Genomic DNA, 25651 nt, shown 5'->3' on the forward strand with positions numbered 1-25651 from the left:
TTTTTTTGAATGATATCGGAAGCTGATTTTGGTGCGCTGCCCTAACCCGTGCTCTGCATAGCGGCAGCAACCCCGTTTATGCTCGTAAACAGCAAGTATCGGAGTTGTTTGCCTTCATCAGAATCATCCTTGGCACGCCAACGCGTCATCAGCTCGGCCTGAACAAGGTTCAGGACATCGGTATAAGGGTTCCGCAGGCGGATGGATTTCTGAATAACCGGGTTGTTATCCAGCAGTTCTTGCTGACCGGTGATTTGCAGAATGGCTGTTCTCGCAAGACTGAATTCCTTCTGAATCATTTCCGGAATCGTGCTGATTTCGCTCAGGCCGGTGTAATACGGGGCAATGGCGAAATTGGCCCGGGCCATTTCGCGCTGCGCATTATCGAGCACTACCTTGAAGAAGGGCCACTCGCGGTACATTTGCTGCAGCTTTTCGAGCCTTCCTTCGGTCTCTGTCTGATGATGCAGCGCTGTTCCGACCCCGAACCAGCCGGGGATGTTGTGCCGGATTTGGGTCCATGCAAAAACCCAGGGAATGGCCCTGAGACTGCCGAAATCTACTTCGCTGCCGGTTTTACGGGAAACAGGACGTGAAGCAATTGGCAGGCGTGAAATATGCTCGATGGGGGTCACCTGCGTGTACCACGGCCAGAAATCTTCATGATGAATCAGACCATGATAGGCCTTCATCGAAGTATCGGCAATTTCATCCATGATGGCTGAAAAGCCGCCGTTTTCGGGCTCGACCGATTCCTTGTGGTAACCCAGCCCGGAAGCCGTAGCCCGAAGCGTAGCGTTAACGATCTGTTCAATGTGCCGGTGCGCAACATGCGTATGCGCATAGCGGAAAGAGATCACTTCACCCTGTTCGGTGAAGCGAATGCGCCCGCTGTGACAAACTGGTGGCAGTGCCAGCATGCCCTGATTGGCGCGTCCGCCCCCGCGCCCTACCGAACCGCCCCGGCCGTGGAAAAGGCGGAAGTCGATGTCATAATTACGGCACACCCGTGCCAGCTTTTCCTGCGCGAGGTGCAGTGACCAGTTGGCCATCCAGTAGCCCCCGTCTTTGTTGCTGTCGCTGTAGCCCAGCATGATTTCCTGAAAACGGTTACGGGCTTCCAGATGCAGCCGGTAAACCGGATTTTCGTACAGCCGTGCCATAAGTTTGTCACTGTTCTCGAGGTCTTCCACCGTTTCAAAAAGCGGCACAACATCAATGCGGCTGTTCACCTTGTTGCCTTCGAGCTGCCAAAGTCCACACTCTTTAGCCAGAATCAGCACTTCAAGCATATCGCTCACCTGATGCGTCATGCTGATGATGATACTGCCGATGGCCTGCGGATCGACCCGCGTCGTTTTGCGGATGGTGTGGAAGATGTCGATGGTGTCCTGTGTTTTGTCGCTGAGCTGAGTGCTGAAAGGTACCAGCGGACGCGGATTTTTCAGCTCCTCGCTGAGCAGGGCAATGCGCTCTTCCTCACCGAGTCGCGCGTAATTGGCCGTGACGCCCGCCTGCGCGAAAAGCTCGTTGATGGTGTGCTCGAAAACCGAGCTGTGCTGCCGCACATCAAGCGAAGCCAGCGAGAGCCCGAAGGTGCGTACCTGCATGATGAGCGTTGCGATGGAGCCGTTCTCGGCCAGCTCCGGAAAATGCTGTTCCCGCAGACATTCCCGGATAAACTCCAAATCTCCCAAAAAGGCATCGAAAGTGTACACGAAAGCTTCGTCAGTCGCCTTCGTTGGGCGAAGCAGCCCTTTGTCGTCAGGCGGGAAACTCATCTGCAGTTTGGCCATAATCTGACTGATGCGGATGCGGTACGGCTCGTATTTGTGAACGCTTTCCACTTCTTCACTCAGGGTTACTACTTTACGGTCAGCCGCAACAGCATCGAGCAGCTTTTCAGGTACCGAAATCTGCCGGGTTGAAATGCTGAGTTCGCTGCGGAGCTCTTTGAGCGCTTCGAGGTAAAGCTCAACGACGGCATTGCGGTGCGCCTGCAGGGTGAAGCGGCTTACTTCGGGGGTCACGAACGGATTGCCGTCGCGGTCGCCGCCGATCCAGGAGCGGTAGCGGATGAAGACCGACATTTCGGGTGCTTTGCCGTAGTGCGTGAGCAGGGCCTGCCGCATATCGCGGTAAATCAGCGGGATGGTCTTCCAGATGGCGTTGGTGAAAAAGAAGAGTCCGTTTTTGATTTCATCATAGACGGTGAGCCGCGTGCTTCTCACATCGTCGGTGTTGAGCAGCAGCTTGATCTGCCGGTACATCTCGTCGATTTCCTGCTCTTCTTCTGCGGGAGTAAGGGTGCGCGAACCGAGCCGCCCGAGCGCTTTCGAGATCCGGTTTTGGATGCGCAGCACCGAACGGCGGCGGGCCTCGGTCGGGTGCGCCGTGAGGGTCGGCTGAATGTCCATTTTCTGAAGCACTTCGACGACCTGCTCATACGTGAGTCCGGATGCTTTCAGCATAGCAACAGCCTGCGAAATAGATTCCGCCCGGGTTTTGCCGGCATCAGCCTTTAATTCGCGCTGCCGGTTAATGCGGATGATTTCTTGCTGCTCCGCCTTGTTTACCATGTGGAAAAAAGCGGTGTAGGCCCGCAGCAGCCAGTCGATGCGCTCAAGCGCAAGACCGTTGATGGTCTGCCGCGTATCTTCGCGGAGCGCCGGATTATTATCGATGTAGGCCGTTTTGCATTTGCTTCGCAGCCCGTCCACAATATCAAACATCTCTTTGCCGGCCTGATCACGAACGGCCTCCCCGATTAAGGAGCCGAGCAGGTTAACCTGCCTGCTGAGTGAGGTTGAAATGCCTTCGCCTTCGGCGTTTACTTGTATGCCTTTCCGGGTAGTTCTCATAGCAGTTTTAGAAATAATAAAAAAATCATTGAAACAGATAAATCCGCATGATTCAAAGCATTGCACAGGAAAATGCGGAATGCCTGCTTTTCGGACAAGCAAGCTTAATATCGGAATAAATAGTTCAGTTCCGGGTAATAATCCGTAATTAAGCCGATGAATATAAGGATTTTAACAGCCAGTGCGTCTATCCTGCAGTCTTCGGGGTACAGCGGTGTATGCCTAACCCGCATTATTCACCAAGAAATTTTCTTGCTGGCAAGGCGAAGCTGAAAACTCAGCGGAAAGGTACCTAAGAACCCTGAGCATGAGTTTTCAGCTTCAACGCCGCCAGCGGGGAAATTTCGCTGCGCGGGAATCGCTTCGCTCGGTACGCAGTCTTTACACCACACCCAAATTTTGGCTACCTTTTTTTTTTCACTAAGCCAAATTTAAACATATACTTAACCAATAAATACTGTTTAATTGTGAATAATGCGGGCTAAAAGACTTTGATGAATGCTGTGGCCAGGAAAAGCATGCTTCATCAAAAGGTATAAAAAAAGCCTTCATCCCAAAGAATGAAGGCTTTTTAAAATGATGTGCCGAAGTTATTCGTCACTGCCACCGTTTTGCTCAGCCGGTGCAGGTGCTGGCGCGGGTAGTGTAGTAGCGTCGTCCTGCGGAAGCTGCAGATTGGGCGGAGCCGGCTGTTCGAAGCCAGAGCTACGCTGAATTACGCTGCCTTCCTGCGGATCTTTATCAATGAGAAAGTTGGCCAAAAGGCAAAGAACGAGGAAAGTTCCACCCAAAACGGAGGTCGACTTTGAAAGGAAATCGGCTGTTCGGCGTGCACCTACCATGTTACCGGCACCACCACCAACATTACCGGCCATGCCGCCGGAAAGTCCGCCACCCTGTCCGCTTTGAAGCAGGATAACAATGATAAGAACAACACAGATGATAGCAATCAGAACGATTGTAATAGAATAGAGCATAATCAGTATGGAACAACGGGTGAAGTTGAAGTGTAGCTTGGAAAAATAAGGATAAGCATTATCTGTATCAACAACATATTATTAGGTAATTTTAACCGGTTTGTAATGATATATTGGGATACAGAGCAAGTCAGCCCAAGACAAAGGTTCAACTTTATTGGTGACCTGCTTCACATATAGAACGCTGTGCAGGTATTCTTTTAAATATAACCAATTAGACCTGGATTAATGGATTTTGCAAGCTTCCGCGAATTTTGCCTCGCCCTGCCATTTACGGATGAGTCCTTTCCGTTTGATGAAAAAGCACTCGTGTTTAAAGTGGGCGGAAAGATCTTTGCCATCACGGATGTCGATACCTTCGACAGCGTGATTGTGAAGTGTGATCCGGAGGAAGCCATTGAGCTGCGGGAAACGTACCCGTTCGTACAGCCCGGCTATCACATGAATAAAAAGCACTGGAACAGCATCATGATTGTCCCGGCCTTACCCCAGGAGCTTTTGACGAAATGGGTACGGGATAGCTATGCACTTGTGTATGCATCGCTTCCGGCGAAGCTCAAGAAAGCGCTCGCAGCCGGAAACAGCGCCTGAGCAGTTTTAGGAAGCAGGCACAATCGGCCATTATGCCGCTTTTCCGGTCAGGCAAATTCTACAATCGTGCAGCCGGGGCCTCCCTGCTCCCAGGGCGCGAAATCGAACTTGCGGACGTCGCCCCGTTTTGAAAGCTGTTCATGCACGATTTTTTTGAGGATGCCGTCGCCCTTCCCATGAATAATCTCAGCACGCCGCAGGCTTGAGGCGCTCACCCGGTCGAGGTAATGCATCAGCTCTTTGCCGGCCTCCTCTCCTCTGTATCCGCGTATATCAAGGCTCGGGGGTACCGGGATGGGGTTGAAGTCGTCATCGGCAGTGCTGAAAACAGGTTCCCGTTTCTGAGGCTTCGGTTTTTTTGTTTTGACCAGGTTTTTGTACTTCGTTTTAAGACGAAGTCCGTTTACATCCACCACGGCCTGCTTGCCGTTAACTTCGATCAGTTCACCGGTGGCATTGCTATCCGTAAGGCGCACGGGGTCGCCCGGTTGGGGCGGCGTCTGATCTTCGGTTTCTTTGCCTTTTCTTCGGTTACTTGTCTGCTGCAGGTCTTTTTCCACCTCCTGCCGGTGCTTCCCGACCTCCGCGCGGATTTCCTTGATTTTTTCTTTGTCGGTGCCGGCCTCATAAACTTTTTGAATCGCTTCTTCAATGCGCGCATTGGCTGACTGCATGATGTCGCGGGCATCGAGCAGGGCTTTTTCGCGGAGTTTGTCCCGTTCGGCGGTGAGGGTTTTCAGGCGTTGTTCGTAATTCCGAATGAGCTTTTCTGCCTTAACCTGTTCACGCAGTGTTTTGGAGCGGATTTCGCCGGCCTCCTGCGCTTTTTCTTCCATCTCGGTGATCAGGGATTCAAGCTTGTTTTTGGATTCCCCTACGAGTTCACGTGCCCGGCTGAGAAGATTGGGTGAAAGGCCGAGCCGCTCACTCATTTCAAAAGCGTAGCTGCTGCCCGGTACGCCCTTCCGGAAGCGGTAGGTTGGGGTGAGCCGGTTGCGGTCAAACTCCATTGAAGCATTTACAAAACCAGGGTAGTTGTGCGCAAAAACCTTAAGGTTACCGTGATGCGTGGTTGCAAGAATGGTGCAGCCACGCGCATGCAAAATTTCCAGAAACGCCTGAAACAAAGCTACGCCTTCTTCGGGATCTGTTCCGGTGCCGGCTTCATCAACTAAAATCAGGCTGCCGGCATCGGCACCTTTCAGCGTTTCCCGCATCCAGGCCAGGCGGCTCGAGAACGTACTCAGATCGTTATCGATCGACTGTTCATCACCCATATCAAGCCAAAGTCCGGTAAAAAGCGGTAGGCTTGAGGTGTCATCTGCCGGAATGGCGAAACCGGATTGCGCCATCATCGAAAGCAGGGCGACCGTTTTAAGGCTCACAGATTTACCTCCGGCATTGGGTCCGGTGATAATCACGCCTTTTTCCTGGGTTTCAAGCTTAATGTTGAGGGGTACGATTTCTTCCCGCTCTTCTTTTGGCATGCGCCGGTTGCGAAGCATGAGAACCGGGTTCCGGGCATTTTCCAGAGAAAGCTGCCGCGATTCCCCTATTTCGGGAATTGTACAGCCCAGTGAGAGGGAAAAACGGGCAATAGCCAGTAGCAGGTCGAACCGCCCTATGCATCCGGCATTGCTCAGCAAGTGTTCATGATCTCCCCCTATTTCAGCTGTAAGCGCCATCAGAATACGCTCAATCTCTGCCCGCTCCTGCTGCTCGAGTTCGCGTATATCATTGTTAATATGAAGGGTTTCGGTAGGCTCGAGATATACCGTTTGACCGGTAGCGGATACATCCTGAACAAAGCCGCTGATTCTGCGCTTGTGCTCCGCACGTACCGGCAGCACCATACGCCCGTTTCGGATGGTAGCTTCAAACTCAGCAAGGTAGCCATCCTTACTCATCTGTCTGATTATCCGGTTGATGGCAGAGCGCAGTTCATTTCTGCGACTCCCAAGGCTTTTCCGAATTTGCCGGAGCGCAGCTGATGCACTGTCTTTTACACTACCGTGTTCGCTTACAACCTCGCTGATTTTCTTTTCGAGTTCTTTTAGCGGGATGATTTCCTGTGAAAGCTGACTCAGCAGCGGATGGGTTTCTGATTTGGAACGAAGGTAGTTTTTGAGCAGGCGCGCAGATACACAAAACTGACGGATCTGATAAAGCTGTTCAGGGTTGAGTATGGCGCGTTTTACCCGGGATCTTTTGGCAAACTCCCGGATATCGTGCGGGTGTTCGAAGGGAACCTCGTTCTCATACTGAAGCGCATCCATCAATTCACACAGCAAAGACAGTTTATGACTTACGATCCGGGCAGCTGAAACGGGCTTCAGACTTTGTAACTCCTCCTGCCCCATCTCAGATCTGATGAAGACGGATGTAGCTTCTGTTATAGCGGTAAAGCCAAGTTTATCAGATGTGGACGGAGGGAAAACTTTCATCAAAAAAATTGGATTGCTGTATGAGGAGATAAGGAAGGAAAATTCAGCTTTTCAGAATACGGGCTAAAAACAGATAACAGAGCTGTACGGTTCAGATGGTATACGATTATGACCTTTTATTAAAAGCTGAGAAATACCCGCGCATAAGACTACATGAGGTATTTTATGAAGAAATTCCGCCATTCAGCCTGTATTTAAAGGCTGACAACGTGAAGATAAAAAGTTACCTGAAGCATATCGCATTACATTTAAAATGACTTTCATTTAAAACATACCCTTAGCGGATTGTTTTGACAGCTTTAGGCATACACTCCGTATTTGAGTGATGACACTTGGTTAGCCCGCATTATTCACAATTAAACAGGATTAATTTGCTAAATAATAGTTTAAATTGGGCTTAACGAAAAACACTTGTAGCCCAAATTTGGGTGTGGTGTAAAGGCTGCGCACCGAGCGCAGCGATTCCCGCGAAGCGAAATTTCCCCGCTGGCGGCGTTGAAGCTGAAAACTCATGCTCAGGGTACTTAGGTACCCCTCCGCTGAGCTTTCAGCTTCGCCTTGCCAGCAAGAAAATTTCTTGGTGAATAATGCGGGTTAGGATAGGGCCGGCTAATTCAGTTAGATAAGGATTGAAGCTGTATTGTGAATAGTAGAAGTGAAACGTATTACAGCCTTACCTGTCAGTACCAGTGACTGTAAGAGCTCAATAAAATTGTAAATAGGGAAAGGACATGTAGTATTACATTTAATAAATACAAGGTGTAGAAGGAACGGTAGCGCGGTTTTCAAATCTGATTATATCTGTTAGCTGACATCCGGACTATTCCCAGTCATGGTATTTGCATAATAGGCTTTCAAAAGAGGGGGATTAATATTGAATACCTGTAATAAGTTAAGTGGCTGAGCTCAGCAGGCTAAGTCTGTAAGGAGTACGTAAAGCCATATCGTCTGTCACCAAAAGAGTCATGTGCTGCACAGTTTGGTTGAGCCGGGAAAAAAGACCAGAAATCACTGATAGACCAGAAATCTTAGGATATAGCAAAATTGTAAATCTGAAGGAAAAGTATAGCTTACTAAGTACTTATTTTTATCTACTAAGTTAAAAATAAACAACGGTTAAGCACTATATTTTTGTTGGTCACAATTCTGTTGCCGAAGTGAAAAAAAAAAAAACTCATTTTGCATTTACAACTATAAACTTATATTAAGTCTGCCCTCTTTGGCGTGTGAAAGCTGGTTGATCACGCCAAAAAAAGCCTGTAAGTACTTGTTTATTAGTATGTAAATAAAGTATACACGGCAGGGGTAAAAGAGCTACACAAGGTCAATCTATCCTTTAAAAATCACGAATACCTATGAATAACTTTCACTACAGTATGAAAGGCAGTGCGGGTGTATTCGCATTTCTTTTCCTGGTGATGAGCTTGTTCCCGATTGCGGTTTCAGCGCAGTCATCCGGAGTGAGCCTGACAGCACAACAGGAAAGAAATACGGCTATCATCAACAGTGCCGGTATACAGACGGCAGACAGACAGGCGATTATGAATCGCTTTTCGGAGGCCGAAATTAACTTCCTCGGAAGTATTGCTCCAGGCGTTTTTAACGCCTTTGATGTTGCTTCCCTTGAAGTGATTCTTGCTACAGAGCGACGCGAACTGGTAAATCCAGATTTTGCAGCGCAGCAAATTTTAGATGAATATCAAGCCTTCCGGGCGGCTCAAACAGCAAACAGGGTACAACATCCGGGTTTGCTGGAATTTGATCCTGAGTTGGATGAAGGTTATGAGTTTGAGACTTTCACGTTAGTTAGTGAAGCAAATGGTGGCAGCCCCGTTGTTTTCGAAGTTGAAGGCGGTGTTGACACTTCCGGTATGGTAGTGGGCTTTACTTTTACTGGTACCGTTGAGGGGGTTTCAGGTAACAGCACCTGGGCTTCTGATACTCAAATGGTAATCGAAAGCCCTTCCGGCGAATCTTTTTCAGTTGGTGGTTTTTCTGGTGTCGAAAATAATTGGGATTTCCAAGGTTCTGGTTCATCAAGTGATGGTACCTACACCAGCACCCATACAGGCGATGAGGTGTTCGGCGAAGGCGGAACCATGGATGCCGGCACATGGACCATTACTTTCGTTAACGGCTGGAACAGTGCAGCCGCCGCGGATATGGAATGGAGTGATGTTTCTGTCGTACTTCATAAAGAAGGTGAAGCGGCTGGTGAACCGGAGAATTTCGTTTTCGAAATTCCGGAAGTACCTTTTGCAAGCTTAGAATTTGAATTCCTGGATGAAGCCTTCACGGGTGAATTGTTTGGTTTTAACCCTGACATTATTGCTATAGATATGATTGGGGGCACCTGGACCAATGATTTTACCCTGCTATTTGTAGATGGTGATTTGGAAACAGGCGAGGTTATTCTGCAGGTTGGTGGCGGATTAACCGACTTTGGTGCCGCAACAAGCGTTGACTGGATTGGCGGTACACAATCAAATCCAATTACAGAGCCAATTGAACTTGCAGAACCACTGCAGGTAGATGGTCTCAATGTATTTTTTGGCCACGGCTGGGAGAATGCTTCGGCAATAGGCACTTGGGGCGGTACGATCGAGTTTGTGTTTGAAGGGGAAGAACCAGACCCAGACCCGGAACCAGCACCAGGTGAAATCATTTGGGCGCAGACCATTGCCGGAACAAATGGTATTGTTTCAGGTTTCTTCAATGAGCTTGATAGTGGTGCTTTCAGCGCAGATGATTTTTCTTTTGATGCCGCTTCCGAAATTACGGTGCTTTCAGTTGAAGGGTTTTATAGTGAGGGCTTTACACCTTCCGGAATCCTGAGCACAGGCTGGTATATCTTCCCTGATGCTGACGGTTCATCTGCCGGCAACCCGGAAACCTCACCTGAAGCAGCTGTTTGGTCTTACATTGCAGATGCGGATGATGAAGCTCTCGTTTTTTCTAATGGTACGATCACGCTTAATGTATTTCAGACTGGCGAAGAGCTTGAGCTGCCGGCTGGTACATACTGGCTGGCCTTCCATACAACCCAGGCTGGAGTTGTTTCAAATTCCCGCTGGAACTGGTTTGCTGGCGAGCCTGTACAACTCGAGAATGCACAGATTATAACACCAGGTACTGCATTTGGCGGGGTATTCCCTGAGTGGACTGATCTTACAGAAGTAAACCCCGTACTTGCAGGTCTTGCTTTTTCTATCACCGGTTTTCTTGATGAACCGGTTGTACCCACTAATCCTATTGCCGGAGTTGATCCTGATTCAATTGAATTCGATATACAGCTTGGCGAATCAGCTTCCTCAGTACTTGAAGTATTGAACCTCGCTGACATGGGTGCAGATGATCTTGAGTTCTCGATAGTGGTTGAAAACGCAGCTGCCCGAAACTACTCAAGTGGTGTCCGTACCAACTTTGCCACCGTACAGGGTGCTGACCGCGCTTCCGGTGTTGCAACGCCGGCCGGTACCATTGATGCCGTCGTTCCTCACAATGCTGATCTGATGGCCATTGATGAGTTCAGCGAAAGCTTTGCAGATATCGAGACCCTGCCCGCAGACGGCTGGTCACTTCAAAACCTGAGTGAGCCGGTTGGTACCACAACATGGTTCCAGGGAAATTCAGCTGTCTTCCCGTCTTTCAGTGGTGAGCCTGATCATTACATCGGTGCAAACTTCAACAGCACTACTGGCTCTAACACCATCAACACCTGGTTGATGACGCCTGAAGTTACGCTCGTCAATGGCACAGAACTCCGTTTCTACACCCGTTCAACAGGGGGTGCCTTCCCGGATCGCCTTGAAGTACGACTCAGTACTGACGGCGGCAGCACAGATGCACCTGATTTCAGCACGCTGATGCTTTCTATCAATCCGGACCTTGAAGTTGGTGGATACCCGGATGAGTGGACAGAATATGTTGCAGTGGTTGAAGGTCTTGATGCAGCTGCAACAGGGCGTTTTGGCTTCCGCTATTTCGTTACTGATGGTGGACCCGCAGGTAACAACTCTGACTTTATCGGCATCGATGAAGTACGCGTAGTTCAGCCAGACGATAATGGTGGTGAAGATCCCGAGCCGCTTGTAGTTGACCCGACAAGTGGCAACGTCACAGCCGGTGCTTCTGCAATGGTGAACGTAACTGCCAATACACAAGGCCTGCTTGTGGGCTCTTATGCTTACAACCTGCTTATCACAACCAACGACCCTGAGAATGGTCTGATCACTGTTCCGGTGACGGTTGATGTAAATGATGACACCTTTGCGCAAGTACAGGTTATCCATAATGCAGCCGATCCTGCGCTTGCATTGGTTGATGTATATGTGAACGGCGACTTGTTTGCAACGGACTTCCCGTTCCGTGGCGCAACCGAGTACCTGACTGTACCCGCCAATGTTGAGCTTACGCTCGAGATCATGGCACCGGGCGAAACAGATGCGCTTCTGTCTCTTACCGTTACGCCAGATACAGATGAAGCCTATGCTGTTATCGCACAGGGTGTTGCTGATCCTGACGCCTTCGATCCAAATCCGGACGGACTTGATATCGGTGCTGAACTTGTTGTACTGACCGACCGCCAGGCAACCGGTGGCGGTGATACCTTCGATTTCTATGTCTTCCACGGTGCTACCGATGCGCCTGAGGTAGATATTTTTGTACGCGAGCTGGGTACCAACATCCTCGAAGGTGTGCCTTATGGTACTGGTTCCGGCTACTTTAGTGTAGATCCGGGTGTATATGTAATTGAAGTGAGACCAGCTGGTTCCACCTCTCCAGTTGCTGCATTTATTGCAGATGTTACGGAATTGGGTGGTCTTTCTGCCGGAATCCTTGCTTCAGGCTTCCTGAACGCCGATCAGGGCGAAGCTTTTGGATTGCTTGTAGCACTTGAGGAAGGTACAACAGCGCTTATCCCGGGAACAACCGGACCTTCTCTGTTGATTACCCCGGGTGAACTTGCATTTGGTGAAGTTGCTGAAGGCTTCTTTGCTGAGCAAATTGTAACCTTTACGAATGCTGGTACTTCTAATCTGGTGATCTTCGATGCTACCCTCGATAACGATGCGTTTAGCATTGATTTTGTGGATGTAGAAATCGTTTCACCAGGTGCTACAAGAACTTTCACCGTTACCTTCTCTCCTGAAGAATCCGGTGAATTTGATGGCGAGCTTTCTGTAGAAAGCAGTGATCCTGCGGGCGTTAAGTCCATTCCGGTTTCCGGTACAGGTGTATTTGGTTCAAGTGTTGCATTCGATCCTGAAGCTATCGAAGCTGAACTCGTTGCCAATACTTCAGATACTTTCGAGCTGACCATCATCAATGATGGAAATGGTGAACTTGAGTTTGCTTTCCCTGATTACGTGATGGAGCGCATTCTCGATGGTACTGACAGCCGTTTTGATGCTGTGCGTCAGCGTATGATGGTACAGGTAAGATCTGCATTCGAAAATACCGAAGAGCAGATGAATGCCAACCTGCAGCGTCTGCTTATGCACGAAGCGGGTATTACCATGGAAGCTCCGCTCAGAGCAGCTGCTGCGCAGCAAAATCAGGACGCTGATCTCGATAGCGATGGTTTCCTTATCGAGTTCGAAGAGCTGGTTCTTGCAGGCGGTAACTTTATTACCGTTGCAGACGGGCTGAGCGGTGAGCTTACTTCCGTTAACCCGGACTTCGTAATCAATGCTGCCGAAGGTGGTACATGGGCAAATGATTTTGCTGTACTCTTTACTACCGAACCCCTGGAAACGGGTGTTGTGCTTGATCCTGCAACCGTTGTATTTCAGGCTGGTGGTCTGACAAATTACGGACCTGCTGGTACCCGCGTAGCATGGGGAGAGGGTTCATCTGGTACTCCCGGTACAGCTGTAACAACGCCTATTGCTCCTCCGGCTCCTTTGGATATGTCAGGTGTCTTTGTTTCTATCGGACACGGATGGACTCCGGGCGGCCCAAGCTCCTGGACCGGTTCCGTGGAACTGATTGGTGTAAGTGCTGGTGCCGAATTCATAACTGAAGTATCCCCGGCCGTTGGTACAGTTGCACCAAACAGCTCTGAGGTTATTACCCTGACTCTTGATGCCGCAGATCTGATCGGCGGTGTGTATTCAGGCATACTGAATGCTTTAACCAATGATCCTGCCAACCCGGAAGTAGGCATACCTGCCACACTTACCGTAACAGGTGAAGCCGTTATTGCTGTAGATCCGGAATCAATCGATTTTGGCACGGTAGTAGTCGGTGAAGAAGCTTCAGCTACGGTCACGGTAAGCAATGCTGGTACAGATGTACTTTCTGTAACCGGTTTTGCAACAGATAACGACGCATTTGTGGTTACAACTTCAGCATTTGACCTCGCAGTAGGCGAAAGCGCTGAAGTAACTGTAACCTATGCACCTGCAGCAGCCGGTGATGATTCCGCAACCTTAACCTTCGAAAGTAATGCTGGTGAAGCAACCGTTGCCCTTAGTGGTGCTGGTGCGGATGCAGGTATACTGGTTCTCGATCCTGAGAGCATCAGCTTTGATGTAAATGAAGGCGAAGACGGAATGTTTACCTTCACCATTAGCAACAGTGGCGCTTCATCCTTCGACTACAGCGTATCTGGTGGTTTCACAGGTGAAAACCGTACTATTGCACCAGTTGGCAGCGTGACCGAAGTGGTACTCGGTGAGCAGCCAATGGGTCGTGGTATCTCTGCTGAGTACGAGTTCCAGACAGCTCCTCCTGCTGCAATGCGCTCACGTGGTGCCGCTTCCGATGACGCTGTGTCCCTCATGAACCGCAGTGTGTTTAACGATGAAGTTATCCTCACACACTCGCTCTCTCAGGAAGTTGCTCCTGTAACAGGCGTTCGTTGCGGTGGTGGCGGAACAACCGCGGAAAATAGCTTCATGCGTACCTATACCCTTACTGACTTCGATATTGACGGTGGATTTAATGTTACCGCAGTTCAGTTCGGTGTAGAAACGGCAACTGGTCCTGCACTTCCGCTTGAAGCACGCATTTATCTGCTTGAAGGTGATTTCGTGTTCGCGAACATGACCTTACTGGGATCAGGTGCAGGTTCTGTAAGCTCTGCCAATGACCTTAGTGTTGTTACCATACCGGTCGAAGCGGAAGTACCTGCAGGTTCTACCCTTGTAGTGGAAGTTTTCGTTGATGATTCTACTACTTCAGACATGTTCCCGGGTGCGAACAGCGAAGGTGAAACCTCACCGTCGTACATTGCTTCCGATACCTGTGGTATTCCTGAGCCAACACCTTACTCTGCCATTGGCTTCCCCGATGCACACCTCGTACTTAACGTGGTAGGTGAAAGTGGTGATGGCCTCTTCGTTTTCGAACCGAATACCGGTACCGTAGCGCCGGGTGAAACTGTAGAAGTTGTTACTTCTGCAATCACTTCTGAGCTCGAAGCTGGTGCATACAGCGCAGAAATCGTAGTAAGCACTACTTCACCCGCAACACCATCAGGTGTAATTCCGGTAACCTTCGAAGTAATCGAAGAAGAAGTATTCTCCGAGTTCGTGACCTTCCAGGTTGATATGACCGCTCAGGCTCAGCTGGGTAACTTCGATCCTGCACTGGGTGATGAAGTATATGTTCGCGGAAGCTTCAACGACTGGTCTGTCATCTCAGGTGATGAAATGATTGACGACGGTGAAATGGTATTTGTCTTCGAAACCGAAGTCTTCGGCGAAGCCGGCACGGTGCATGAGTACAAGTACTACATCCTCGCCGGCGACGGTCGCGAACTGCCTAACGGTGGTTGGGAAGAGGATTCTGTAGGTGAAGGCGGAAGCAATAACCGTCAGCTCGTGCTGATTGGTGAAGATCAGGTACTGCCTGTTGTATTCTTCAACAACCTGCCGCCAACAAGCCTCGGACCTGATATGGAAACCCCTGTTGAGTTTGCGCTCAACCAGAACTATCCGAACCCGTTCAACCCGACTACCAACATCGTGTATGCACTGCCTGAAGCTTCTGAGGTAAGACTCGAAGTATTCAACCTGCAGGGTCAGCGCGTTGCGGTTCTGGTTAGCGGTCAGCAAACAGCGGGTTACCACACCGTAACCTTCGATGCTTCCAGACTCGCATCCGGTATGTATCTGTACCGTCTGCAGGCAGGCAGCTTCGTACAAACGCAAAAAATGATGCTCGTGAAGTAATTCACGCCAGGCATTATACCGACCAGATTCTTCCGGGAAGCTTTCTGAGCTTCCCGGAATCCTGCCGGTACTAATAAACATTTAAGCCCGGTTTCTTTTCAGAAGCCGGGCTTTATTTTTGTAATTTAGGGGCGGCTCTGCCATTTCCGGCCGATTCAGATCACTCGTCAAAGCTCATCTTTATTACAAGCGCATGTACAAAGCTCTACCCTGTTTTATCTTATTGCTTGCCTTTTCTTTTAATTTGCCCTTTTCTGCAAAAGCGCAATACACCAGCCCGAATGATAACCTCACCCTCACCTTGTCGGATTTGGTTGAACTCTCCGGCGGCGTTGTTACTGAGGACGGAGACGGGTTCCTCATAAATGCGGAACTTACCATAGCTGAAACAGACCGGCTTGAAATACTGACGCCTGCGCGGGTACGTGTTACTGAAGGTGTACGCATAGTTGTTCAGGGCGGCTTCAGAGCTGAGCCTGCGTTTGATACCGTTACATTTACCGCTTCTGACACCAGCAGTACGGCCACCAATTTCAGAGGATTTCGTTTTGAAGATGCCACGGAGGCGGTATTCCGTAATACGATCGTAAAATACGGCGGCGGCATTCAGCTACTGGGCACGCCAGCTGAATTCGAAGACTGCGTTATGCGCAACAATGGCTTTAGCGGGGTGTCAAATGCCATTACCTACAGCGGTTCAAGTCCGGTCATCAACCGCTGCGATTTTATTGATAATGTGCGCTCGGCCATTGGATCCGGTGCCACGGTGAGCGGTGCTCCGCAAATCACCAACAGCCGCTTTTTGCGGAATGTAACCGATAATTCCAACCGACCCCAAATCAACCTCGGGCCTGGTGTGGCGGGTGATACCCTCCGTATTGAAAACAACATCATCGAAGGGTTTAATGATAATTCCGGAGGTATTGGCCTGAGCAACCTTTTTCCGGCGGGTGTCACGGTTGCTTCCATCCGCAACAACGTGATCATCAATAACCGTTTTGGCATTACCCAAATCGGGAATAACATCTCCACGGTGATTGAGGACAACATCATCACCGATAACAACATACAGAACAACCCCATGCTGGGCGGCAGCGGGCTGAACTTCCTGGCTACGGAACCGACCAACACTTCGCGCGTGCGCCGCAACATCATTTCCGGCAACCTGTGGGGTGTTACCCTGCAGGTTGGCAGCACGGAGGCCACCCAGGCGCCGCAGCCCGATTTCGGTACCGCCGAAGATCCGGGCGGTAATATCTTTTTTGACAACGGCAACTCCGGCGAAACCCACGCCCTCTTCAACAATACCATGATGGACCTGACTGCCATCGGTAACTATTGGGGCGATAACAGCGCAGCTTTCGCAGAGAGCGTAATCGCCCATCAGCCCGACAATCCGGATTTTGGGCTCGTCACCTTCGAGCCCGTTCTGGAACTGAACCCCGTATTTGAATCCTTAGGTTTTCTCGCTGCCGACAACCTGGAACTTAGTGAAGATGTTGTTGCTGAAATTGACCCGGAGACAGCTGTTGTTTCAGCCGTATTGCCGGCAGGTACAAACCTCAGTAACCTGATACCAAGTGTATCGGTGCAGCTTGGCGTAAGCGGGGCACCGGAAGCCGGTCAGGCCTTAGACTTTACTGTGCCGGTCAGCTTCACCCTCAGCACCCCACACGGCGAGGAGCAAACCTGGACTACCGACTTCACAACGGCACCTGTTTTCTACAACCTGCAGTTTGCCCATTTCTCCCCGGACCCTGCCCTTGAAACCGTCTCCCTTTTTGTGGATGGTGAACTCGTCGAAGAAACCCTCAGCTACGAAAGCGCCACCGCGTTTACACCCTTCAGCTTCTCCGGCTTCGAGCTGCCTGTCGAGCTAAGAATCGGCCAAGAAGTTGTCTTCGAAGAAACCTTTGAACTCGGAGAAATGGATAACATGGCCACCATCGCTTTTGTAGGCGTGGGCGACCCGGATGCCTTCAGCCCTAACCCGGATGGCATTGATACAGGATTCCGTTCTGTCATATTCCCAAGAAATATGATTCCGGTTGCAGACTATCTCGCAGAGTACAGAATACTGAACAGCATTATCAATGCACCTGCGATAAACTTCTCTACCCAGCCCAACGATTACAATCTGGGGACAGCTGCTTTTGCCGAAGACGGGGATTTTGTGTTCGTTCTTCCTCTGGATTTCAGCGCGGAAACGGTCGAATTGGCCGGGGCTGAAAGCGGTGAATTAATTGCGTTATTCGATCTTATCATGAATGAAATTCCAGGCAATTTCTTCTTCATAGCCAACGGTTTCGCGGAAAATCCGCAGCTGGGACTTCTTAATGCAGAAACCGGAGCATTTACACCGCTGATGCGTGCCACAAGTCTGCCGCAGACCGAAATGCCGTTGACGTTTGCATTGCAGCAAAACTACCCTAACCCCTTTAACCCGGCAACGAATATTCGGTTCAGTATACCCGAAACCGGTGATGTCAGCCTGTCCGTGTATAACCTGCAGGGACAGCGGGTTGCAACGCTCGTGAACAGCACGCTTCAGGCAGGTGCGCATCAGGTCCGTTTCGATGGAAGCGCGCTTTCAAGCGGACTGTATCTTGCGAGACTGAGCAGCGGCCCTGAAACCAGGGTTATCAAAATGATGCTTGTAAAATAATCCCCGCATGTAGCACTTAACCATTGTTTTTTATTTATTCAAAGAGCTGAAATACAGGCTCAGAAGGCATGCCCCGCTATGAGCGAACAGGTAATCTTCTGAGCCTTTTTATTTGCGCATTATTCACCGGGCATTTTGTGCCTTCCTACGGGTTTTATGTCAACTACTAACCTACTCTGAACAAAACCGGACTAAACCATGATCAAGATGAACTTTACAACGCTGCAGGGCGCAATCCTGTCCCTCGCACTGTTACTGATAAGTGTGCCGCAGCTGCAGGCACAGCATTTCGGGGAAACAGCCGTCATTCACCCGGAAACAGGAGAACCTGTACCGGCCTTTCGCGGGGATGCAGCCCAGCTTGAAGCCTGGCTCGAAGCCTCCGATGAAAGCGCTACCCAAAATCTTCAAAATGAAGACGCTTTTGAGTTACTTTCTTTTGTGCCCGGCGGAACAAGCCGCTCCGGCTTCATTCAGGACGATTTCGCCTTTTTCGGCGACGGGCCCGCATTTGTTGTCGTAGACCTCACGGAACCGCAGGTGCCTGCATCGAGAGGCAGGTTCATCTTTTCCGGCCTGATCAGTGAAATAGTGGTATCCGGCGACCTCGCCTACGTAGCGGTTCGCAACCCCGGGGGCGGACTCTACATCCTGAATATTTCCGACAAAGACAATCCCGAATTAATCGGATCCTTCACCCAGCGTGCAGGATTTACGGTAGAAGTCTTGGGTGATGAGGTCTTTATAGGTCATGGTACGCAAGGTTTTAGCCGATTGGATGTCACCAACCCCGCTGAACCTGTACTGATTGAATATGTAACCGGAAACGGGTCCGCCAACGGCATGTCGGTGGACGACACTTTTCTCTATGTTGCATTTGGCGTTCCCGGCTTTCGGATTTACGACCTTTCAGATTCGCAAACTACCCTCCTTTCCACGACCGATGCAGGCGGCTTCGTGAACAATCTCACCATTGTTGATGACCTCCTTTATGTGTCCTTTGCAGGCGGTTTTGCGGTGTACGATGTAGCAGACCGGGGTGCACCTGTGCTGCTCGGAAGCTACACGGCGGGAGGCGTAGTGTATGGCTCAAGCGTCGTTGATGGTACAGCGTATCTTTCCGGTTCGTTCGGCCTCCGTATTCTTGACGTTTCTGATCCCGGGTCCATCAGTGTGCTAAGCGCTTCAACACCGGATGTGCAGTCCTCCCTCGATACCTTCTCCGACGGCAACCTTGCGGTAGTGTCAAGCCGCTTTTTTGGACTAAACGTCGTGGATGTCAGTGATCCGTCAGCACCCGTACGCAACGGCCTCGTGGATAACTTAGGCTTCGCCTATAAAGTGGCACTCGAAAACGACCTCCTCTACCTCCTCGATATTGCGGGCAAGCTCACCATTTTCGATGTTACCGATCCGACCAGCCCCGACTTTCTTTCCCGCATTTTTACCACACCCAATGCTGAAAACATTGCTGTATCTGACGGCTTGGTGTACATGGTGGATTCCGATGGCGGCTCCGGGGGTATCACCCTCATCGATGCTACAAACCCGACTGACCCGCAAATACTCGAAGTTATTCCCACGACTTCCCAAAGCTTTGGTATCGATCTCACCGAAAACCGCGCCTACACGGCATCCGGCTTTGGCGGACTTCGCGTGTACAGCAGAAACCCGCTCACCGGCGGAGTGAACCTCATCTCTACCCTGCCAACCGGCAACAATGCCTACTACGTGCGCCGCAAAGACGATCTCGCCCTGATTGCCAACTTCGGCGGCGGCCTGTTTGTAGCTGATATTGCTAACGAACTCAACCCCGTACAGGCTTCTGCCCTCGTAACGGGTCAGCTTGTGCAATCGCTCGATTTCCGCGAAGACGAGCCCTTTGTCGTACTCGCTGACGGCAACAACGGCCTCACCGTCGTGAACCTGACAGATCCCACAGCCCCTGTCATCGAGGGCAGTTTCACGGTAGGCAGCAACGGGCGCGACGTACGTATACAGCAGGATTTCGTGTACGCAGCCGCGGAGTTTTTTGGCGTACGGCAGTTTGAGGGAAGCGACCTCACAAGCCTTACCCAAATAGCCTCGTTTGCAACGACCGACCGCGTCACCGGTTTATCTGTGGAAGGCGGCCTGCTTGCTGCAGCCGGTGCCGAAGGCGGACTTTTCCTCTTCTCCATTCCGCTTGAAGGGGATGAGCCCGAGCCGGACCCTGCCTTCGTGCAGGTCATTCATGCCGCTGCCGATCCGGCTGCTGCGCTCGTCGATATTTTCGTAAATGACGTACTTGTGGAAGCCAACTTCCCGTATGGCGCTGCGACACCGGTTCTTCCGGCACCTACCGGTGAGCCGCAGATTGTGAGCATCCGCCTGCCCGGTACCGATACCGTCATTCTCGAGGAAACCTTCGTACTCGAACCCAACCGCACGTACAGCATCACCGCAATCGGGGTCGCCAACCCGGCAGACTTCGCACCGAATCCCGGTGGCGCCGATATATCAGTGAGCCTGGCCGTGAAGCTCTATCCCGAAGACATTGAGCCGGCTGATCTGCACGCTTATGTGCTGCACGCCGTAACCGATGCACCTGCCGTTGATGTGTTTGCGAACAACAGCCTGCTCATTCCGGGCCTCAGCTATGGCGAGCCCTCTTCCCTTGCAGGCCTGCCAGCGGAGTCCGTTGAGCTCTCCCTTGTGCTTGCCGGTACCGACACCGAAGTCGCACGCTTCACTGCCGACCTGAGCATCTTTACCGGCGAAATTATCGCTGTGCAGGCCCGCGGATTCCTGAATCCTGCCGATAATCAGGACGGTCCCGCCTTCGAACTCGCCGCGGTTCGCCCATCCGGCGAAGTCGTACTGTTCGACGCCATCCCCGTTTCGGTGAGTCCGGAAACACAGCTCCCCGAAACTGTTGCCCTGTTCCAGAATTATCCCAACCCCTTCAATCCGACTACAAACATCCGGTTCAGCCTGCCGGAGCAACAGGACATCCGTCTCGAAGTCTTCAACATGCAGGGGCAGCGCGTAGCGGTGCTCGCCTCCGGCAGCTTCCAGGCCGGCAGCCACACCCTCCCCTTCGACGCCTCCGCCCTCGCTTCGGGCCTCTACCTCTACCGCCTGTCCACACCCGCGCAAACCATTAGCCGGAAAATGATGCTTCTAAAATAAAGCTCAATGCGAAGCCAAGCCCGCTTCGAGGCCGGAATTAAATCAAATCAAAAAAGGAAAACCCGCACAGGTCTCAACTTGTGCGGGTTTTCTTTTATTAAGCTATGAGAAAAACATCCCGCGTAATACCGCCGCGCTGTCATTTCTGAATATCTCTTGTTTTGAACAATCATTTTCTTGTATATCACTATAAACAGAGCTATCCCGATGCTACAGCCAAATGCCAGGCTTATTGATGTTGGTGCTCTGAATGGGGTCAATATAAATCCTGCCAAAAGGCCACCTGCTGATTCATATATGGACGTTGACCGTGACAGGAACCCAGACTATATTAATTAAAGCATCCCATTACTTTTTTTAGTTTGAATTATGCCCGAAACCATCCATTTACTGATCGATACCGGGAATCCGGAAGCGGAAGACCTTAAGCTCGGTCTCGAAGATTTGCTGCTCAATACCGGAAACCTTGTTTTTGAGATGCGAGAGGTGAGCACCGCAGCGCTCCAACTTAGCGGAAGTCGATTGCCACCGGGTAAGAAGGGAACCTTAAGCCCTTATGAGATTGAGTTGATAGAGGAAAGTTATTCCTACAGTCTCGAAGAGCCTATGTTCAAGCTTCCTCAGTTTGGTCTGCGCCCCGGGCCACCGCCGCATCGTCCGCATCTGGGGTGGGTTGTGCTGTATGAGGCCATCAGCGAATTCCGGCTGCAGTGGGATATTCCGGCTACGGAGACCGCCATCCTGCTGACGCCCCATGCCAATGAGAAAAACTGGTTTTCTGGCTTCCGCTCCCAACCAGCGCCGGATGGGTTTGTGCAGACAACGGACTGGGAGTACTACCAGAAGGCACCATTCTGGTTTCCGGTGGCGCAGCAAATTTGGGCCATGATACTGCAGCTCAGAGGTTTTGGCAGTCTCCGGGAAGCCTTGAACCATGTCCACATGGAGCCTGTGGGCTGTCTGAATGATTGTTGTGAAGAGAAGATCGATTTCCATATTAAGCTCCGCACGGCAGATATTTGTCCGGCATGTCAGGAGGTGATGCTGCAGGGCGGCCTGAGCCGGAGTGTGCTGTATGCGGGGATTCAGGCGCTGGAAAAAATCCGCCGGCAGACGCGGTTTATTCAAACGAATCCCTGGAACGAGGGCGATTTCAGGGTCCGCATTGACGCGAAGGGGGTGCTGCATTTTCCGAATCTCGAAAACATGAGTTGCCCTTTTGCGCCAATCGAAAAAGCGCTGTACCTGTTTTTTGTGAAGCATCCGGAAGGCGTTGCGCTCCGTGAGCTGTCGGATCACCTGCCGGAGCTGCTTGATCTCTACCGGCGCATCCGCAATCAGGAAGAAGACGTTGCCCGGCCCGTCGTGCAAAAGCTGGCTGACCCGCTGGATAACTCGGCTTACGAAAAGATTTCGAGGATTAACAAAAAGCTGGAGCTGGTACTGCTCTGGGGAGCGCGTTACGAGCAGTGTTGCATCACCAACGAGGGCGGGCGCTGTTTTATCCCGTTGGCTGCGCAGGGATTTGAGTTGGATTCCTTCTGGATTTGACAAGCTTGTCAAAATGGCATCCGGGCCGGTTTCAGGGTAGTTTTAAGTAACCTCAAACCTTAAAACAATACTGCCATGACACAGCAAAACAAAAACCAAAGCAAGAACACAACGACCGTAAGCATCCCACCAACTGCATCTTTATCTGCATAGTTTTGGTTTTGTAGCTTGCGCCAAAAAAATTATGGCTACAACGAAAGAACAACGCATGTTTGCCTTGGTAGATCAGTGGCGTGCCAGTGGTGAACTTCAGGCTAACTTTTGCCACCGGCACCAGATTACCACATCCACCTTCAGCTATTGGGTGACCCGTAAAAATAAGGCGGAGCAACAAACTAATAATAGCGGGTTCGTGCAGGTTGAACCCGCCGGGCCTGCACCGAAAGCCGGTCAGGTCGAACTGACTTATCCCAACGGGGTACGCCTTCGCGTTGATGGTGCGGATGTGGCTTTCATTAGCAAACTAATCCGGGTCTGGTAACTATGTTTGGTCTCAACAGTACCCATACCTACCATTTATACCGCAAGGCCTGTGACATGCGCAAAAGTTTTGACGGACTCAGCGGGCTTGTTCGCAACGAGCTGGGGCGTGAACCCGCATCCGGTGACGTCTTTGTCTTCGTCAACCGCAGCCGTACTCTCATCAAGTTGCTGCAATGGCAGTCAGGCGGATATGTACTGTACTACAAGCGGCTGGAACAGGGTACCTTTGCCGTACCTGCCCTTGGGGCTGACACCACGCGGATTCGCTGGCCCGAACTGGTGGTGATGATTGAAGGGATCAAGGTGGAACACAGCGGGAAGCTGCCGTGCAACCGGCTTAAAAATGAGCCAGAACAGGCCGGTAATTAAAAGACTAAAGCCGGAAAAAGTCAGACAAATAAGAAGCAAAAAACAATTAAAAGCCTTCTTTTTTTTGTATTATAAGAGCATGTTATTGCTTATCTTATTGGATGCAAATAACACTCGAAAATATGTCCAAAGCCCAGCTTATTGATCACGCCAATAAGCTGCAGAAAACCGCTGATGTGCTGCAGGAAAAGCTCGCCCGCAAGGACGAACTGATTGCCCAATTACAGCGCATGCTGCATGGACAAAAAAGCGAGCGCTTCGAGCTACCCAAAAACCAGCTGCCCCTTCCCTTTGAACCCGACCCCGCTCACAAGGCTCAACAAGCTGAGGTCCACGAACAGAAAATCAGCTATGTGCGCACCAAAACAGCACGGCCGAACCACAAAGGACGGCTGAAGCTGCCGGATCACCTGCCCGTAGAGGAGGTGGAAATCTACCCCGAAGGTGACCTCTCTGAGATGGTATGTATAGGCAAAGAAGTGACCGAAGAGCTCGATCTCAAGCCTGCATACCTGTTTATTCGCCGGTACATTCGTTACAAGTATGCAGATAAGTCCGCCGAAGCCAATCCAAACCATATTGGCGAACTGCCCGAGCGGGTTATCGAAAAGGGTATTCCGGGCGCGGGGCTGCTGGCAAGCATTCTTATTGATAAATATGCTGACCATCTGCCCTTATACCGGCAGGTGCAGCGCTTGCGGCGGCAGGGCGTAGATATAGCCCGTTCCACCATCGAAGGCTGGACACGTCAGGGCCTGGAGAAGCTGACCATTCTCTACGATCACCTTGTAGCCGAAACCAAGTCACAAGGCTACCTCCAGGTAGATGAAACCCGCATAAAAGTACTGGAATCCAACAAAAAAGGCGCCGCGCATCAAGGCTGGTACTGGGTATATTACGCCCCGATCAACGGTAGTGTACTGTTTGAATACCAGCCTACCCGCAAGCGGGCCGGGCCTGAGAAGATGCTTGACGGATTCCGGGGCTATTTACAAACCGACGGCTTCACCGCTTATAAACGTTTAGGCGCCACACCGGGGATCACTCCTTTGGGGTGCTGGGCCCATGCGCGGCGTAAGTTTGACAAGGCATTGACCAACGATGCCGCGCGGGCGGGCTACGTTTTGACGCAGCTACAACAGCTGTATGCCGTAGAGCGCATGGCTCAAACCAATCAGCTCACCCCCGCTGAGCGCAAAAAGCTTCGGCTCGAACAGAGTCTTCCGGTTATCAATGAACTGGGTAAGTGGATCCCTCAGGAGTACAAAAAAGTGCAGCCCAGAAGCGCCATTGGTCGGGCCCTGGCCTACTGCATCAACCAGTGGGATCAACTGTGCGAATACCTGATGGACGGTCATCTGGAGATTGACAACAACCCGGTAGAGAACGTGATTCGCCCCGTAGCACTGGGGCGCAAAAACTACCTGTTCGCTGGTTCACACGAAGCTGCCCAACGCGCGGCTATGATCTACTCCTTACTGGCCATTTGCAAAAAACATCAGGTTGACCCCTACAAATGGCTGCGTCATACCCTGCAAAATATCAGCACCACCAGGTACAACGAAGTGACAAGTTTGTACCCTCAGAACTTTAAAGCAACATGTAGTTCGTAGCGCGGATACACAACGACCTACTATCAGCTCATCGTCGATAAATCCGGTTCTATGGGCGGTGCGGTTCCTGCGACGCTCTCCACAATCAACGAGCAGCTTGGCGCCATCCAAAGGATTTCCGCGGAGCGCCCCAATCAGAAAATCTTGACGGGTATCACTTTTTTCGATACCAAACTTGAGCAGCTTTACTATCAGGCAGCGGCTCAAGAGCTCAAGCCGGTAACCGAGAACGAATACGTTGTTGGCGACCTCACCGCGCTGCTTGATGCTATTGGTCAGACCATCATTGCGCTTGAGAGTGCCTGTGCATCGCAGGTTGAAAGAGGCGAAGCATCGGTTGTGGTCATCGTAATCACATACGGTTACGAAAATGCGTCGAAGCTCTTCCGTTTTGAACAAATTAAAGAAATGATCAGCAGACTCGAGGCAACCGGACTGTGGTCGTTCACCTATCTCGGGGCTGACCTGAGCGACATCTCCGAAGCACAGCGCATGGGCTTCCGGCAGTCTGCCTCAAAGGTATATCGGAAAGAGGATATGCCGCGATACTCCAAATTTATGGAAGAGTCGCTGCATAGTTACATGTCTGAAAAAGACCTATGTATGTCCGTTCGGCTGGATTTCTTGGAGGATGACGAGGTTGAGAATAGCGATGACGAGCCGGGAGAGCATAAAGCATAGCGCCCCGAACTACTAGTGGCTGAAGCATTGCAGGAGAGTTGGTAAGATGATACCGCGCAATAACC

The 25651-nt window shown here is 51.0% G+C and carries 12 protein-coding genes; 9 read left to right on the forward strand and 3 right to left on the reverse strand.

What is annotated here, in order from left to right; translation table 11 throughout:
* Positions 1–41 precede the first annotated feature (41 nt).
* Together ppc and secG are read right to left on the reverse strand one after the other, a co-directional pair.
* Positions 42–2861, reverse strand: coding sequence for a phosphoenolpyruvate carboxylase (gene ppc, locus CYPRO_RS01065; RefSeq protein WP_114982745.1), 2820 nt, complete (start codon positions 2859–2861; stop codon positions 42–44).
* 590 nt (positions 2862–3451) lie between these two features.
* Positions 3452–3838 (reverse strand): preprotein translocase subunit SecG, encoded by a 387-nt coding sequence (gene secG, locus CYPRO_RS01070; protein ID WP_114982746.1) that lies wholly within the window; start codon positions 3836–3838, stop codon positions 3452–3454.
* A gap of 228 nt (positions 3839–4066) precedes the next feature.
* Here secG and CYPRO_RS01075 point away from each other — a divergent pair, with 228 nt between their 5' ends.
* Positions 4067–4429 (forward strand): MmcQ/YjbR family DNA-binding protein, encoded by a 363-nt coding sequence (locus CYPRO_RS01075; protein WP_114982747.1) that lies wholly within the window; start codon positions 4067–4069, stop codon positions 4427–4429.
* Between the two features lie 47 nt (positions 4430–4476).
* Here the strand turns inward: CYPRO_RS01075 and CYPRO_RS01080 are convergent, their stop codons facing one another.
* Complete coding sequence (locus CYPRO_RS01080; RefSeq protein ID WP_114982748.1) at positions 4477–6873, reverse strand: endonuclease MutS2; 2397 nt, start codon at positions 6871–6873, stop codon at positions 4477–4479.
* 1355 nt (positions 6874–8228) lie between these two features.
* Here CYPRO_RS01080 and CYPRO_RS01085 point away from each other — a divergent pair.
* The 8 genes from CYPRO_RS01085 to CYPRO_RS01120 all read left to right on the forward strand — a co-directional run bounded on the left by CYPRO_RS01085 (position 8229) and on the right by CYPRO_RS01120 (position 25586).
* Entirely contained in the window at positions 8229–15053 is a 6825-nt protein-coding gene (locus CYPRO_RS01085) for a T9SS-dependent choice-of-anchor J family protein (RefSeq protein ID WP_114982749.1), read from the forward strand.
* Between the two features lie 193 nt (positions 15054–15246).
* The gene (locus CYPRO_RS01090; protein WP_114982750.1) at positions 15247–17718 is read left to right on the forward strand and encodes a T9SS type A sorting domain-containing protein; all 2472 of its coding nucleotides are present in this window, start codon (positions 15247–15249) and stop codon (positions 17716–17718) included.
* Between the two features lie 198 nt (positions 17719–17916).
* Positions 17917–20889, forward strand: coding sequence for a DUF4397 domain-containing protein (locus tag CYPRO_RS01095; RefSeq protein ID WP_114982751.1), 2973 nt, complete (start codon positions 17917–17919; stop codon positions 20887–20889).
* A gap of 369 nt (positions 20890–21258) precedes the next feature.
* On the forward strand, positions 21259–22440 hold the full coding sequence (locus CYPRO_RS01100) for a hypothetical protein (RefSeq protein ID WP_114982752.1): 1182 nt from the start codon (positions 21259–21261) through the stop codon (positions 22438–22440).
* A gap of 184 nt (positions 22441–22624) precedes the next feature.
* Entirely contained in the window at positions 22625–22921 is a 297-nt protein-coding gene (gene tnpA / locus CYPRO_RS01105) for an IS66 family insertion sequence element accessory protein TnpA (RefSeq protein ID WP_114982753.1), read from the forward strand.
* 2 nt (positions 22922–22923) lie between these two features.
* On the forward strand, positions 22924–23292 hold the full coding sequence (gene tnpB / locus CYPRO_RS01110; protein WP_114982754.1) for an IS66 family insertion sequence element accessory protein TnpB: 369 nt from the start codon (positions 22924–22926) through the stop codon (positions 23290–23292).
* A gap of 101 nt (positions 23293–23393) precedes the next feature.
* On the forward strand, positions 23394–24905 hold the full coding sequence (gene tnpC / locus CYPRO_RS01115) for an IS66 family transposase (RefSeq protein ID WP_114982755.1): 1512 nt from the start codon (positions 23394–23396) through the stop codon (positions 24903–24905).
* A gap of 51 nt (positions 24906–24956) precedes the next feature.
* Positions 24957–25586, forward strand: a complete 630-nt coding sequence (locus CYPRO_RS01120; protein ID WP_114982756.1) for a hypothetical protein — start codon at positions 24957–24959, stop codon at positions 25584–25586.
* The last annotated feature ends 65 nt before the right edge of the window (positions 25587–25651 follow it).

This window comes from Cyclonatronum proteinivorum (assembly GCF_003353065.1).
GTDB classification, from domain to species: Bacteria; Bacteroidota; Rhodothermia; order Balneolales; family Cyclonatronaceae; genus Cyclonatronum; species Cyclonatronum proteinivorum.

Excerpts from the sequence above, each read along its gene's own strand:
- CYPRO_RS01120 (WP_114982756.1), top strand. The coding sequence starts at position 24,957 with ATGGGCGGTGCGGTTCCTGCGACGCTCTCCACAATCAACGAGCAGCTT.
- secG (WP_114982746.1), bottom strand. The coding sequence starts at position 3,838 with ATGCTCTATTCTATTACAATCGTTCTGATTGCTATCATCTGTGTTGTT.
- tnpA (WP_114982753.1), top strand. The coding sequence starts at position 22,625 with ATGGCTACAACGAAAGAACAACGCATGTTTGCCTTGGTAGATCAGTGG.
- ppc (WP_114982745.1), bottom strand. The coding sequence starts at position 2,861 with ATGAGAACTACCCGGAAAGGCATACAAGTAAACGCCGAAGGCGAAGGC.
- CYPRO_RS01095 (WP_114982751.1), top strand. The coding sequence starts at position 17,917 with ATGATCAAGATGAACTTTACAACGCTGCAGGGCGCAATCCTGTCCCTC.
- tnpC (WP_114982755.1), top strand. The coding sequence starts at position 23,394 with ATGCAAATAACACTCGAAAATATGTCCAAAGCCCAGCTTATTGATCAC.
- CYPRO_RS01090 (WP_114982750.1), top strand. The coding sequence starts at position 15,247 with ATGTACAAAGCTCTACCCTGTTTTATCTTATTGCTTGCCTTTTCTTTT.
- CYPRO_RS01075 (WP_114982747.1), top strand. The coding sequence starts at position 4,067 with ATGGATTTTGCAAGCTTCCGCGAATTTTGCCTCGCCCTGCCATTTACG.
- CYPRO_RS01100 (WP_114982752.1), top strand. The coding sequence starts at position 21,259 with ATGCCCGAAACCATCCATTTACTGATCGATACCGGGAATCCGGAAGCG.
- tnpB (WP_114982754.1), top strand. The coding sequence starts at position 22,924 with ATGTTTGGTCTCAACAGTACCCATACCTACCATTTATACCGCAAGGCC.
- CYPRO_RS01085 (WP_114982749.1), top strand. The coding sequence starts at position 8,229 with ATGAATAACTTTCACTACAGTATGAAAGGCAGTGCGGGTGTATTCGCA.
- CYPRO_RS01080 (WP_114982748.1), bottom strand. The coding sequence starts at position 6,873 with ATGAAAGTTTTCCCTCCGTCCACATCTGATAAACTTGGCTTTACCGCT.